A 14,103-nucleotide genomic window follows, 5' to 3' on the forward strand; every position below is an offset into this window, starting at 1 on the left:
GGTTCTGGATGGTGTCCTACTGCGCGGCCAGTTGGGCGATCTGCTCGACGCTGAGCACCCCGTCGTAGAGGCGGATGTCGTCGATCGTCCCCGGCCAGTAACCGGTGAAGGCTCCGGCGGTCTTGGTACGGCCCAGTTGCAGCGGCCTTGAGGCGTTCCATTGGCTGAGATGGTCGGTGTGAGTGGTCGACAGGCGGCCGTCGACGTAGACGCGGAGCTGGCCGGCGAGCGGGTCGTACACACCCGCGACGTGCGTCCACACCATCGGCACCGGCACGGCGTCGGAGCGGGTGCGCACGAGGGCGGCGGTGTCGGTGTCCGCGCCGGCCATGCCGAGCATCCACCGGCCCCGCTCCCCGTCGTAGCCGAGCTGGAAACCGGCGGCCCGGTCGCCCGGCTGGGCGACGAGCGCGGCGTCCCCGGCGGGGAGGTAGTCCAGCTGCGTCCAGCCGGCGACGGTGAACCCCGTCCTGGTGTTCACGGCGGGGCCGGCCGTCTGGGCGTGGCCGGTGACTCCGTCGAGGGCGAGCCCGCCGCCGAGCCAGCCGCCGGTCCACGACGCGCCGCCAGTCAGCGTGGCAGGCGTCGACCGGCCTGAGGAATCAGCCGCGGACAGGCCCGTGGTCTCGTCCATCTTCCAGTGGCCGACGAGCGTGGTGGCGCTGTGGATCAGGTCGGCGACCTCTCCGGCGAAGACGGCCCGGCCGTAGACACGGACCTCGTCGACGTCGCCGGGCCAGAACTCCGCGGCGCCGCCTGCCTGGCCGCGGCCGATGGTGAGACTGCCCGTGGCGGCCCACGACCGCGCCGCGACGGTCGACTCCAGCCTGCCGTTGACGTAGAGGGAGACCCGCCCGGCCGCGGCGTCGTACACCCCGGTCAGGTGGGTCCACTCGCCGAGCCTCGGCGGTGCCGCGGAGAGCGCGCGCACGGCCGGGGCGCCGGCGGTGTCCGAGCCGGCGACGGCCAGCGCCCAGCGGTCGTCGGGCTTCGAGTACTGCAGGGCGAACGCTCCCGTGCCCGTGCCTTCCTGGGTGAGCGCGGTGGCCGTGGCGCCGGTGCCGGTCAGACGGACCCAGGCGGCGACGGCGAAGTTGCGGCTGGTGTCCACGACCGGGCCCTGGGTCTGCGCGTACGAGCTCGCGAGGCGCAGGGCGGCGCCGTTCCTGCCGGAGGTCCATGTGGCCCCGTGCAGCGTCACGGGATGGGAGTCCGCGGCGTCGGCGGCGAGGGTGCCCTGGCCTTCGTCCAGTTTCCAGTGGGCCGCCGGATCGGCGCCGGGGTTGACGTTGAAGATGTAGGCGCGGATCGGGCCGAGCCCGCCGGCGTGGTCCTTGCTGCGCACCGAGAGGATGTTGGGGCCGTCGTGGCGCGGGGTGAGCCGGATCGTGGCGGTGCCGTTCTGCCCGGCGGCGACCTCCGCGCCGGGCGTGGTGTCGAGCCCGTAGAGGTAGCCGGCGACGTCGGCGACGCCGTTGGGCGCGAAGGTGAACGTGCCCGCCAGGCCGACACCGTCGCTCCAGGCGTTCTCCCCGTACTCGGCCGAGGTCACCACGGGCTCCCTGGCCGGTGCCGTGGAATCCACCCTGATCTCGCACCAGGGGCTCCACGCGCTGCCGACGATGCCGTCCTCCGCGAGCACGCGCCAGCGGACCACCGAACCGTCGGCGTACGCGCCCTGCGGCACGAGCGCGGAGAACGCGTTGCCCGTCGAGCCCATGGGCGTGACGTACTCGCCCAGTTTGGTGACCCCGTCGGCCGCGTACCACTCGAACCGGCCCCGGACGGAGTTGTCGGCGTCCCTCAGCTTGGCCCAGAGTCTCGGCGTGGCGGTGCTGCTGACGGGCCGCCCGTCACCGGAGACGCAGGCGCCGCCGGGGTCCGACCACACGTCGACGATCCCGGGCGTGGCGGGCAGCGAGTTGTACTCGATGACCAGGACCGGGTTGTTCCTGAACTTCTTCCAGGCGTACACGTCGGACTCGCTGGTGGCCCGCAGACCGATGGTGGCGTAGGTCCAGCCTTCGGACGCGGCCCGGACGACCCACGGCGTGGCGTTGAACTCGACCCCGCCGGGCTTGCAGGCCGTGCCCCAGCCCTTGGCCACGTTTACCGTGGCCAGCTTGGTGGACCAGTACGGCTGTTTGCTCCAGGTGGTGCTCTTGCTGATCGCGCCGGTCCCCCAGGCTTCGACCTTGCGGGCCTGGCAGGAGTACGACCACGTCTCGTACGTGCGCAGGGTCGCGTTGATGATCTGCTTGCCGTGGACTGTCGGGCCGACGGTGAACTGGAAGAACGAGCGGTTGGTCTGCGAAGTGCTGATCTTCCCCACCCGGGCGATGTCGCTGGCGTTGAGGTAGTTGCTGCCGGCATGGTTCTTCCAGACCGCCGTCCACGAGCCACGCGCGGCCGAGAAGTAGGGGTCCAGGTAGACGGGGAACGTCGTCTCGGGGCCGGTCAGCAATTTCTTGTCCGGTTTGAGGAGCAGTTTCCCGCCGGCGAGCTCGACGCCCATGGTGGCCTCGCGAGCGTCCGGGGAGCGTCCCTCCCTGAGCGCCCGCGGGCTGGTGACGCCCTCCGAGTCCCACATCTTGGGGGTGGGCGCGATGAAGATCGTGCCGCCGTTGCGGTCGACGGCCTCCAGGTTGCCGGCCTCGTCCGTCTTCAGCGACAGGCTCTCGGCCGACAACGGGTAGGCCAGCTCGGTCAGGCCTGCCGCGGCGGCCCGCGACTTGACCACCAGGATGTGGGAGAAACCGTCCACGTCGGCGGTGACCTGGAGGTCCACGCCCGGCATGACCTCGGAGTAGGTGGCGGTGTCGCCGTTCAGCACCGGCTTGGGCAGGGCGCCGTGCCAGCCGAGCTCCATCGACTTGCCGCCCCGGGCCAGGCGGGCGAGAGGGGCCGTGCCGCCGCCGGAGAACGTCATGTCGACTGCCGTGGCGACCGGTTCGACCGTCCCGTCGGGGCGCGTGCGGAGCGTCGTGTCGACGGGCACCCAGCCGTCCCCCTCGCGCACGCGCACCGGGCGGACGTGCTGCTCCAGGAGGAAGGTCCCGCCGGGCTGGGCGAAGACCTGGGCGGTCTCGCTGCGCAGCGACTCGACCTCGACCCGCTTCCCGGTGCGCTGGGCGCGCGCCAGCGCGGCGGGCTCCGGCTCGACCGCCGACCCGCGGTCGACGGCCTGTACACGGCCGGCCCCCGCATCTTCCGGCGGGGGGACTACCAGGATCGCGGTGATCAACGCCGTCGTGATCAGGCCATGCACTGCACGCATAGGTTCCTCGCCCGTCGGTGAGCAGCAGTTGTCGCCCGGTAAACGATTACCTGACGTAGCCCCGATCTCGTGTGTCGATCGGATTGTCATCCCCTGTCAGGGGCGCGTCCATAGTCTCGCCACTCTCTATTTAAAAAATTTTCATGGATCATTCTCGTCCGAAAATATCCTTCAAGGCGTCCGGAAAATTATCGAGGCACGTGGCAACCGGTTGCAGAGACAGCTGGAATATGGCGGATAAAGGCGAGTGCTCTCGCAGCAACCGCTTGCACGAGCATCGATGAAAGTTTCATCGTCCGCACGCTTGCCACCGCCCTCCCCCAGGGCGGCTGACCAGCCAAGACGGTAGGCGGACCAGGCGGCTCGCCCGGCTGGGCCTTCCCGGCCTCGGCCGCCTGTGCTTCACTGCGAAGCACTGACGGGAAAGCGCTTACCCATCCACCCGCTCGCCGTGCTCCCCCTACCGAACTGGAGTTCTCCGTGCGCGAAAAAAGAAGATTGGCGCTATCGCTGGCCGCCGCTCTCGTGACGAGCAGCGGGCTGGTGGCAGTGATGGCGGGCGCCGCCTCGGCGGCCCCGTCCAACGGCTCCTACACGCTGGTCAACGCGGGCAGCGGGCTGTGCGCCGCCGTGCCGGGCGCGAGCACCGGCGACGGCGTGCAGCTCACCCAGGCCACCTGCACCGGCGCCGCCGGACAGGTCTTCACCCTCAGCGGCGGCCAGCTCAAGGCGGCGCACAGCGGCAGGTGCCTCGGCGTCAAGGACGCCTCCACCAGCGCGGGCAAGGCCGTCCAGCAGGAGACGTGCACCTCCGCCGCCTCCCAGAGCTGGCAGTTCACCACCTCGGGCAGCAACTACCGGATCGTCAACGCCAACAGCGCCAAGTGCCTCAACGTCAAGGACAACTCCACCTCCTCCGGCGCCGCGCTCCAGCAGAACAGCTGCGACTCGGTCGCCACCAAGCAGTGGACGCTGCGGCCCGCGAACGGGGGCGGCAACCCTGACCCTGACCCGACGCCGACCATCACCCCCACCAGCGGCGGCGGCGACGGCAGCGGCGCCTGGCCGTCCGACACCGGCAGCGTGCACCAGACCACGACCCGCAACGCCGGCACGTTCTTCGACGGCGGCATGAAGCGCTACTACGGCATCGGCGACGGCGGCCAGAGCGAGAGCCAGGACCCCATGTTCGTGGTGGCCAACGGCGGCACCATCCAGAACGTCATCATCGACGCGCCGGCCGGTGACGGCATCCACTGCGAAGGCTCCTGCACGATCAGGAACGTGTGGTGGAACGACGTCGGCGAGGACGCCGCCACCTTCCGCAGCTCCAGCAGCTCGGCCGCCTACCTGGTGGACGGCGGCGGCGCCAAGTCCGCCTCCGACAAGGTCTTCCAGCACAACGGCGCCGGCACCCTGACCATCCGCAACTTCCAGGTGCACAGCGCCGGCAAGCTCTACCGGGCCTGCGGCAACTGCTCCACCTCCTACCAGCGGCACGTGGTCATGGACGGCATCACCGCCCGTTCCACCAAGGTGCTGGCCGGCATCAACACCAACTGGGGCGACACGGCCAGGTTCAGCCGGATCACCGTGTACGGCAGCGCCACGATCTGCGAGAAGTACCGCGGCGTGCCCAAGGGCAGCGAGCCCACCAAGATCGGCGAAGGCGCCGACGGCGTCAACTGCCTGTACTCCTCGTCCGACATCACCTACCGGTAGCCCGCACGCGCCGGGCTTGAGGATGACCAGTCCATCCGGAGCACCGGAGTGTCGTGGAAGCACTTGACCGCGTCGACCATCTCGGCCCTGAGCTGGTCGGCGCGGTCCCGCGCGTCGCGGCGGCCCGGTTGTCGCTCATCCCCAACGACGACGTGACGGCGAGCCCCGGGCGCTTACGTGGTCGCGATCACGAGGGCGTGCGACGGCGAGCGGGTGAGCTCCGTCCAGGGACCGGGGGCGCATCCCGCCGCCGCCAGCCACCCGCGGATCGTCTCCAACGGGTGCAGGGCGCCGCCTTGCGTGTGCCACAGGTTGAGCGAGAACCCGGCGGCGAAGGCCAGGTCGGCGGCGGTGCCCAAGGGCTCGGGCATGCTCTCCAGGACGACCAGCAGCCCTCCCGCCCGCAGCGTGCCCGCCGCCCTGGCGACGAGCTCGGCCGCGTCCCGCGCGGCGAACCCGTGCAGCACGTTGAAGAGCACGGTCACGTCCTGCTCACCGGGCAGATCGGCGGTGAGCAGGTCGCCGGCCCGCCAGGTCAGGCTCCCGTCGGAGCCGTCCGTGACGGCGCCGTCGACGATCGTGCCCGACAACCCGGGGTGGGCCCGGCAGAACGCCGCGGCGTACGCCCCGTGGCCGCCGCCCAGGTCGAGCAGGCCCTTGGCGCCCTCCGGCATTGGCACCAGCGAGACGACCTCGTCCGCCAGCCACTCGGCGAGCCCGCGTTGCAGGTCGTGGAAGGCGGCGGACAGGTCGGGGCGGCCTGCGAGCCAGTCGTAGAAGCCCCCCGCGGGGGTCCCCGAGCGCACCGCGCCGGCGAGCCCGGCCCACCGCTCCTCGACGATGGCCTGCCACAGGCCGAGGATCCGACCGTAGTCGGTGGGCGAGCCGGAGCAGAGCCACGCCGCGGTGGCGGGCGTGTTGGCGTGCCGGCCCTCGTGGCGGCGCACGTATCCGGTGGTACGGAGGACGCCGAGCAACTGGTCGAGCCCCGTCGGGTCGGCGCCGACGGCGGCCGCGAGCTCGTCCGTCGTCGACGGCCCGGCCGCGAGCGCGTCGAACACGCCCAGCGAGCGCGCGGCCCCGACGGCGTGGCAGGCCATCAAGCCGATCAGGTCCAGCATCGGCGCCGGGGCGTCACCCCTGCGGAAGGCGTCCACCTCGTCGGGCGGCAGGTCGACCGGCATGCGATTCCTCTCAGGCGATTCTCGGCGGCTCCCGGGAACGGCGGCTCTCGGGAACGGCGGCTCTCGGGAACGGCGGCTCTCGGGTCCGGGCGGCTCCCGGGAAACCGGCGACTCCCGGGGTCCGGGCGGCTCCCGGGGTTTCTCAGGCGACGGGGACCGGGACGGGCCGGCGGTCCAGGCGGCGCAGGGCGGGGAGCGTGGCCAGGACGCCGGCCAGGGTCAGCAGGAGCAGCCCGTCGAGGAGCAGCACGAGGGCGATCCCGCGTCCCTCGCCGACGCCGACGATCAGACCCGCGCTGCCGGCGAGGGCCCCGCCGGGCAGCAGCGCCGGGTTCAGCAGGTGTTCGGCCACGGGCGCGGCCAGCAGGTAACCGACGGGGACGGCGGCCGAGCCGAGCGTGTGCACGGTGCCCATGGCCCGTCCCAGCAGGGCCGGATCGACGCGGCTCTGCAGCACGGCGTGCGCGCAGCCGTTCACCACGGGCAGCGTGAACAGGAACCCGGCGGCGGCCACCCCCACCAGCAGCGGCGACGGGCTCACCGTGTGCAGCACGAGGAAGACGCCGCCGAGCGCCATGAACGCCGTCATCCCGCCGATCTTCCGGCGGGGCCCGCCCCAGGCTCCCATGACGAGGCCGCCCGCGAGCATGCCCGCGCCTCCGGCGAACATCAGCACGCCCAGCACCCCGGGCCCGGCGAACGACAGGATCAGCGGCTGCACCAGCACCCCCGCGACGGCGAAGGTGAAGTTGAAGCCGGTCAGCGCGGCCACCAGCGCGGTCAGTCCCGTCCTGGACCGCAGGTGGCGCCACCCGGCCCCGAGGTCCTCCAGCACGGCGGGTCGCTCGGCGGCCACGTTGGGCCGCAGCACCGCGGCGGGCAGCCGGATCAGCAGCAGGGCCAGCATCGCCACGCCGAAGGTGCTCAGGTCGATCGCCACCACCCCGGCCATGCCCACGGTGGCCAGGAGCGTGGCCCCGAGGACGGGCGCGGCGATCTGGATGCCGCTGGACAGGTGCATGAGCCCGTTGGCGCGGCCCAGGTGACGTTCGGGGATCAGCAGCGGCGTCATGGCCTGGTAGGCGGTCAGGTGGAAGACGCCGCACGCGCCGCTGACGGCTCCGGCCAGGGCGACGTGCCACACGGCCAGCCCGTCCGCCCAGATCAGGAAGCCGACGGCGGCCGTGGACACGGCCGCCAGGCAGTCGGTGAGGATCATCACCTTGCGCCGGTCGAACCGGTCGACGACCAGCCCGGCGAACGGCCCGATGAGGATGCCCGGGAGCATGCCGCTGAGCACGACCAGCGCGAACTCCGTCGGCGAGCCGGTGGTCTGGTACACCCAGACGCCCAGGACGAAGGTGGTGAGGCTGGAGCCGACGGACGACAGCAGCGACGCCGTCCAGATGAGCGCGAACCTGACGATGTTCATGCGTGCACCACCTCGGCCAGGCGGCCGGCGTAGCGCCTGATGAGCGCGCCGTCGGCGGGCGGGCACGCGAGCCCGGCGCGGGCCAGGGCCCGCTCAGTGCGCCCGCAGTCGAAGACGGGCCGCCGGAACTGCGGGTCCGCCGCGGACAGCACCGGCGCGAACGGCGCGAACGGGCTGTCCGCGCCCAGGCCGGCGGCTTCGCGCCGCCAGGTGTCCCACGGTACGCAGTCCGCGCCGAGCGCCTCGGCGATCTCCCGGTAGGAGATCGTCGCGCCGTTGAAGTAGTGGAAGTCGCCGGCCGTCGCGGGGTCGGTGATCAGGTGGGCCATGCCCGCGGCGACATGGTCCACCGGTGCCAGGTCCTCCTCTATCGGCAGGTCGGGCACCATGCGCAGGCGGACGCACGTGGCCAGCAGGCGGCTGAAGTAGTCGCCCGGGTTGCCCAGGCCGGTCGCGCTGTGCCCGCTGACCCGCGCGGGCCGGTGCACCACGACCGGCAGCCCTTCGTCCCTGGCCCGGCGCGCCAGCCGGTCGGCCACCCACTTGCTCTGGTCGTAGCCCGTCTCCAGGCCGGCCGGGTCGTCGGGGGCGGTCGCCTCGGTCACCACCCGGCCCCGGTGGGCCAGGCCCAGGAAGACGCCGAGGGTGGAGACGACGTGCAGGCGGGCGCCGCCGAGCCCGGCCAGCCGCAGGGCCTCGACCGTGCCGCCGACGTTGACCGGCAGCATGCGGTGGAAGCTCTCGTAGAAGTTCACCTGACCGCCGTTGTGGCAGATCACCTCCACCTCGCGGGCCAGCTCGCCGAACCGCTCCCGGTCCAGGCCGAACCGGGACGAGCCCAGATCGCCCGGCAGCCCGCGCAGCCTGCCCGGCGGGGCGTCGAGCCCGTACGCCCGCAGGTTGGCCAGCACCCGTTCCCCGGCCCGGTGCTCGTCGCCGGCCCTGACCAGGCAGATGATCTCGGCATCGGTGCGGGCCATGAGTTCGCCGATGAGGTGGGCGCCGAGGAACCCGGTGGCGCCGGTCAGCAGGATGGCCGAGCCGCACCGTACCGGAGACGGGAGCGTGGGCCGCACGGCGAGGTCGGGCGGCAGGACGGCGAGCGGTTCGAGGTCGAGATGCTCCCGGTCGGCGCCGCGCTCCACGGCGGCGGCGAGCTCGGCCAGGTCGGCCGTCTCCAGGACCGCGCGCAGGGACACGTCGGCGCCGAGCTCGCGCCTGATCTCGGCCACCACCCGGCCGGCGAGCAACGAGTGCCCGCCCACCTCGAAGAAGTTGTCCGACCTGCGCACGTCGGGCACGCCGATGACCCGCTGCCACACCGCGGCCAGCGCCGACTCGGTGGCGGTCGCGGGCGCCTCGCCCGCCGGTCCTGGCGGGGGCGGCAGGGCCGCCTGGTCCACCTTCCCGTGCGTGGTGCGCGCGATGGCAGCGACGGGCACGAAGGCCCCGGGCACCAGGTATCCGGGCAGCCGTTCGCGCAGGAACTCGCGGAGCGCGCCCGGCGTCAGGTCCGGCGTGCGGGTCGCCGCGTAGGCGACGAGGCGGTCCCCCGAGACGACGACCGCGCTGTCGGTGACGTCCGGATGTTCCATGATGGCGTGCTCGACCTCGGCCGGTTCGATCCGGTGGCCACGGATCTTCACCTGGCGGTCGCGGCGGCCCAGGAACTCGAGCGCGCCGTCCGGCCGTACCCGCGCCAGGTCGCCCGTACGGTACAGGCGCGCCCCGGCGGGGCCGTCGGGGTCGGGCACGAAGGCCGCCGCGGTCAGCGCCGGCTCGCCCGCGTACCCGTCGGCCAGGCCGGCTCCGCCCAGGTGCAGCTCGCCCACCCCGCCGGTCGGCACCGCGCGCCCCGACCGGTCCAGGACGCGGGCGCGCACGTGCGGCAGCGGCGCGCCGATCGGCACCCGGCCCAGGTCGCCGAGCTCGTCCGTGCCGCCGATCCGGTGCACGGTGACGCAGACGGTGGCCTCGGTGGGGCCGTAGTGGTTGAACAGGGCGCACCTGCCGCGTGTCACCCGCTGCCAGGTGCGCGCGTCCTCGACCGGGACCTGCTCGCCGCCGACCATCATGATCTCGACCGGCCAGCTCTCGGGTACGCCCGATTCGGCCAGGTCGGTGACCCAGCGCCGCCACAATGCCACGGGCGCGTCGACGGCGGTCACGCCGTTCTCGCCGCAGAACCGTACGAGCTCCGCGCCGTCCAGCCGGGCGGGCTCCGGATGGACGACCAGGGTGCCGCCGGTGGTGAGCACCGGGAACAGGTCTCCCACGGAGGCGTCGAAGGTGAGCGGCGGCAGCATCAGCACCCGGTGCTCCGGGCCGAAGCCGTGCACGTCGGCGAACGAGCGGGTGAACTCCGCGACGGCGCCGTGCGACACCACCACCCCCTTGGGCGCCCCCGTCGACCCGGACGTGAAGATCACATACGCCGGATCCCCCGGCCGCACGGCAGCACGCACCGGGTCTGCGGAGCCGGGACGTACCTCGCCCGTGATCCGCCCCTCAAGACGTCCCGGACCGACCCGACGCGTCCGGCCTGTCACGAACTCGCCGCTCGGTCCTGTCTGGTCGGTGACCGGCAGTTTCGCTCCCGGGAATTCGTTCAGCTCGGCGAGCCTGCCGGACGGCGCGATCACCGCGACAGCCTGTGCCCGCCGCAGCAGGTGCGTGACACGGGCGGGCGGGTGGCCGGGGTCGAGCGGCAGGTACGCGGCACCGGCGAGCAGCACACCGAGGACGGCGGCGATCCCGTCCGGCCCCGCCGGGAGCGACACCCCGACGACCGGACGCGCGTCAGGGTCTCCGCTGAGCGGCCCCAACCGCGCCGCCACCTCCCGCGCCCGCGCGACCAGCCCGCCGTACGTCAACCGCTCCCCCGCGGCCATGACCGCGACCCGATCCGGACCCCGCTCAGCCTGACGCACAACCAGCTCCGCCACCCCGGCCCAGCCCTCGGCCGGCACCTCGGAGGATGCGACACTCCCCGCCACAGAGAACCCAGCGGCCGGAACGGAGGATCCGGCCGCAGACGCCCCACCCTCCGGAACGGGGTGCGCGGACTCTTCGGAACCTTCGCCCGCCACCCCGGATGACCCGCCCCCCAGAACGGGGTGCCCCGCCCGGGACAGCCGCGGGATGACGGTCTGCACCCCGGACGGCACCGGGGCGGCCCCGGTCGGACCGTCCTCCCCGGAAACCAGCCCCGGGACCGGAGCGGCGGAGGCGGCCCCGGTCGCTTCGGTTGGGGTGGTGGTGAAGGGGATGTGGCTCAGGGGGAGGGAAGGGTCGCCGGTGAGGGCTTCGAGGGCGGTGGTGAGGTGGTGCGCCAGGGTCGCCGCCGTGTCGGCGTCGAAGAGGTCGGCCGCGTAGTCCAGGTACAGCTCGATGTCGTCGCCCACGGTGACGAACAGGGTGAGGTCGAAGCGGGCCTCGGGCGCGGGCAGTTCCCAGTGTTCGACGAGGAGGTCACCCGCGGTCCTGGGCCGGCCGTCCAGGTGGTCCATGACGAGCATGACCTGGAAGAGCGGGTTGTGGCTGAGGTCGCGGCGGCCTCCGGCGAGTTCAACCACCTCGTCGAACGGCGTGCCGCCGTGGGCGAGCGCCTCGGCCACGGTCCGCCTGCACTGCCGCAGCAGGTCCGTCACGGCCGGGTCGCCGCCGAGGTCGAGCCGCAGCGCGACGGTGTTGGCGAACATGCCGACCGTCCCGCCGTCCCGCCCGGTACGGCCGTCCATCGGGCAGCCGACCACGATGTCGTCCTGGTCGGCGCACCGGCCGAGGGTGACCCCCAGGGCCGCCAGGACCATGGCGAACACCGTCGTCCTGGTCCTGCGCGCGCCGTCCACCAGGCCGGCGCGCAGGTGCTCGGGCAGGGTCCAGCGATGCTGCGCGCCGCGCCCGCTCGGTACGGCGGGACGGGGCCGGTCGGTGGGCAGGCCCAGCAGGGAGGGCGCGCCGGCCAGCCGGGTACGCCAGTAGTCGCGCGCCGCCTGGGCCCGCTCCCGGCTGCCCCCGCGGAGCCGGGCGACGTACTCCGAGAACGGGACGGCGGGCTCGGCGGGCTCGAAGGTCCCCGCCAGCATCCCGTACAGCTCGGTGAAGAGGACCTGCAGCGAGCGCCCGTCGCAGATCGTGTGGTGCAGGCACAGGACGAGCACGTGGTCGTCCTGTGCGAGCCGGAGGAGCAGCGCCCGCATGAGCGGCGCCCGGCCGAGCGCGAACGGCCGGGCCACGAACGAGTCGCACGCCGCGTGCGCCGCGACCTCGTCCGGGACCTCCACGACCTCCAGGTCCACCTCGGACGCGTCGCTCACGATCTGGATCGGGCGCCCGTCCCCGGTGTCGGCCAGCCCGGTGCGCAGCGCCTCGTGCCTGGCGGCCAGGCGGTTCAGCACCCGGCCCAGGTGTCCGGCGTCCAGGGGCCCGCGTAACCGGTGCCCGCCCCAGACGTGGTAGCCGGACGGGTCGTGGCCGGCCTGGTGCAGGAACCAGAGCCGTTCCTGGGCGGGCGTCAGGGGGAAGCTCGTGCCGGTCATGACTTGGCCACCAGGTCCCGCAGGTGCCCGGGCACCTGCTCGCCGAACAGATCCCGGTAGGCGGCCAGATGCGCCTCCTCGGAGATCAGGAACGGCAGGTCGGTCGGCACCATGTGCCTGATCACCAGCATCGGCACCGGGCTGCGCAGCGGGCGGAAGCCGGGGTTCCACAGCCCCGCCTTGTCCGGCGGCCCGTCGTGGAACTCCCCGATCATCAGGCCGTGCCCCACGTAGGCGTCCTTGAGCGCGCACTGCGCGGCGTCGATCACCTCCCGCGCGTCACGCATGCCGGGCAGCAGGACGAGGATGGTCGTCGACTGCGCGGCGGGCATCCTGCGGGGGGCGAGGTCGAGGAACCAGTCGCGGTAGGGCGCCAGCAGCGCGCTCAACGACTCGACGGTGTGGCCGCCGCCCGGCTGGACGGCCAGGCGGAAGGCGCCGCGGTCCAGCGACGCCTGCGCGTACGGGCACACCGGCCCGAGCCGGCCGAGCTCCGGGTGCGGCCGGCACAGGTAGGCGCGCGCCCATTCGACGACGGCCCGCAGGTCGGCCCGGTGCTCGCCGATCAGGGGGTGCGCGGCGGGGTCCGCCTCCACGTCGGCCGGGTCGAACAGCACGAGGGATGCGTCGTGCGGATGTGTGATCATCGAGAGGTCCTCCCGTGGCGGCGCGCGAGCACGGCGAGCAGGCCTGCGACGGCCGCGCCCGCCCCTGTCACGGTCAGCGCGGCGGCCACCCGGTCCTGGCGGCGAGCGCGCCGCAGCGCCTCGCCGTAGGGCACGGTGGTGTGCGAGACGAGCGTGTAGAGCGGCACCCAGGTGCCGGGGAACGCCTTGTGCAGCAGCAGGTCGAGGCGCTTCCTGGCCAGCCGCAGCGGGGAGCGCATGCCGTCGCGGAGCTCCAGGAAGTTCTGCGCGGACAGCTCGGCCAGCACGTCGGTGTGCGGCTTGCGGGACCGCTCGTAGGCGGCGAAGGCGGCCTGCCGGTCGCGCGGGTGCCGGGCCAGCATCCGGTCGAGCTCCAGGCAGTCCTCGAACGAGGCGTTCATGCCCTGGCCGTAGAAGGGGTAGACGGCGTGCGCCGCGTCGCCGACGAGGACCATCGTGTCCCGGTGGTGCCAGGGCGCGGTGCGTACGGTCGTGAGGTGCCCCATCGGCGCGGCGGACGCCTGCTCGTCGAGGTCGGGCACCAGCTCCGCCAGGTGCGGGAAGGCGTCGGACGCCCGGTCCGGCGGCTCGTCGCGCGGCAGGAAGAGCGTGCAGGTCAGGCTGTTGTCGACGTTGGGGTGGGCGACCCCCAGACCGCGCTCGCCCGGCCAGATGTGCAGCGCCTCCAGCGGTACGGCGGGCGTGCCGTCGGGCCTGGCCCGGATCGTGATCTCCTTGTAGCCCCATTCGAGGTACTCGCGGCTGAAGCCGGCCGGCAGGCCGCGCTGCATCTCGGTCCTGACGAGCGAGGAGGCGCCGTCGGCGCCGACCACGAAGCCGGCCGTCAGCTTGCTACCGTCCTCCATGGTGACGGCGGCGGCGTCCCGGTCGACGGCCACGCACCTGGTGCCGAAGCGCAGCCGCACGCCGGGCTGCTTCTCCGCGTGCTCGACCAGCAGGCAGACCAGCGCGTCCCGCCTGATGGAGTGCAGGATCTGCGACGGGTCCTTGCCGTACGGGTAGAAGGACGACCGTCCGCCGGCGGTGTGCACCATGCGCCCGCGCATCGGCACGGACAGCCGTCGCGCCTCCTGCCACAGGCCCACCTCGCGCAGCGCCGCGATGGCCCGCGCCGACATGCCCAGGTTGATGGATCGGCCGCTGTCGTGGCGGGCCGAGCGCGGGTCGGGGCGGCCTTCGACCAGGTCGACCCGGTACCCGCGCCGTGCGATCATGCTCGCCAGCAGGGGTCCGGCCAGGCCCGCGCCGACGATGACGGCGTCAGGGTTGGAGTCCATGC

The 14,103-nt window shown here is 73.2% G+C and carries 7 protein-coding genes; 1 reads left to right on the forward strand and 6 read right to left on the reverse strand.

Going from position 1 to position 14,103, the window contains the following annotated elements; all coding sequences use genetic code 11:
- Window positions 1–16: 16 nt before the first annotated feature.
- Window positions 17–3,277: a LamG-like jellyroll fold domain-containing protein gene (locus ACIBF7_RS21285; protein ID WP_397197911.1), complete on the reverse strand. Its 3,261-nt coding sequence runs from the start codon at window positions 3,275–3,277 to the stop codon at window positions 17–19.
- Window positions 3,278–3,757: 480 nt separating this feature from the next.
- Here ACIBF7_RS21285 and ACIBF7_RS21290 point away from each other — a divergent pair, with 480 nt between their 5' ends.
- Complete coding sequence (locus ACIBF7_RS21290) at window positions 3,758–4,999, forward strand: pectate lyase (RefSeq protein ID WP_261808723.1); 1,242 nt, start codon at window positions 3,758–3,760, stop codon at window positions 4,997–4,999.
- Between the two features lie 173 nt (window positions 5,000–5,172).
- Here the strand turns inward: ACIBF7_RS21290 and ACIBF7_RS21295 are convergent, their stop codons facing one another.
- The 5 genes from ACIBF7_RS21295 to ACIBF7_RS21315 all read right to left on the reverse strand — a co-directional run bounded on the left by ACIBF7_RS21295 (window position 5,173) and on the right by ACIBF7_RS21315 (window position 14,101).
- Window positions 5,173–6,183 carry a methyltransferase gene (locus tag ACIBF7_RS21295; protein ID WP_397197912.1) on the reverse strand — a complete coding sequence of 337 codons (1,011 nt, stop codon included), beginning with the start codon at window positions 6,181–6,183 and terminating at the stop codon, window positions 5,173–5,175.
- A gap of 142 nt (window positions 6,184–6,325) precedes the next feature.
- Window positions 6,326–7,615, reverse strand: coding sequence for an MFS transporter (locus ACIBF7_RS21300; protein WP_397197913.1), 1,290 nt, complete (start codon window positions 7,613–7,615; stop codon window positions 6,326–6,328).
- On the reverse strand, window positions 7,612–12,156 hold the full coding sequence (locus tag ACIBF7_RS21305) for an amino acid adenylation domain-containing protein (RefSeq protein WP_364228805.1): 4,545 nt from the start codon (window positions 12,154–12,156) through the stop codon (window positions 7,612–7,614). Before ACIBF7_RS21305 ends, ACIBF7_RS21300 begins: the two co-directional genes overlap by 4 nt.
- Entirely contained in the window at window positions 12,153–12,803 is a 651-nt protein-coding gene (locus tag ACIBF7_RS21310) for a DUF6875 domain-containing protein (protein ID WP_219545323.1), read from the reverse strand. Before ACIBF7_RS21310 ends, ACIBF7_RS21305 begins: the two co-directional genes overlap by 4 nt.
- Entirely contained in the window at window positions 12,800–14,101 is a 1,302-nt protein-coding gene (locus tag ACIBF7_RS21315) for an FAD-dependent oxidoreductase (protein WP_397197914.1), read from the reverse strand. Before ACIBF7_RS21315 ends, ACIBF7_RS21310 begins: the two co-directional genes overlap by 4 nt.
- Window positions 14,102–14,103 lie beyond the last annotated feature (2 nt).

The organism is Nonomuraea sp. NPDC050478 (assembly GCF_044458265.1).
Lineage (GTDB): Bacteria > Actinomycetota > Actinomycetes > Streptosporangiales > Streptosporangiaceae > Nonomuraea > Nonomuraea ferruginea.

Excerpts from the sequence above, each read along its gene's own strand:
- ACIBF7_RS21285 (WP_397197911.1), bottom strand. The coding sequence starts at position 3,277 with ATGCGTGCAGTGCATGGCCTGATCACGACGGCGTTGATCACCGCGATC.
- ACIBF7_RS21295 (WP_397197912.1), bottom strand. The coding sequence starts at position 6,183 with ATGCCGGTCGACCTGCCGCCCGACGAGGTGGACGCCTTCCGCAGGGGT.
- ACIBF7_RS21300 (WP_397197913.1), bottom strand. The coding sequence starts at position 7,615 with ATGAACATCGTCAGGTTCGCGCTCATCTGGACGGCGTCGCTGCTGTCG.
- ACIBF7_RS21305 (WP_364228805.1), bottom strand. The coding sequence starts at position 12,156 with ATGACCGGCACGAGCTTCCCCCTGACGCCCGCCCAGGAACGGCTCTGG.
- ACIBF7_RS21310 (WP_219545323.1), bottom strand. The coding sequence starts at position 12,803 with ATGATCACACATCCGCACGACGCATCCCTCGTGCTGTTCGACCCGGCC.
- ACIBF7_RS21315 (WP_397197914.1), bottom strand. The coding sequence starts at position 14,101 with ATGGACTCCAACCCTGACGCCGTCATCGTCGGCGCGGGCCTGGCCGGA.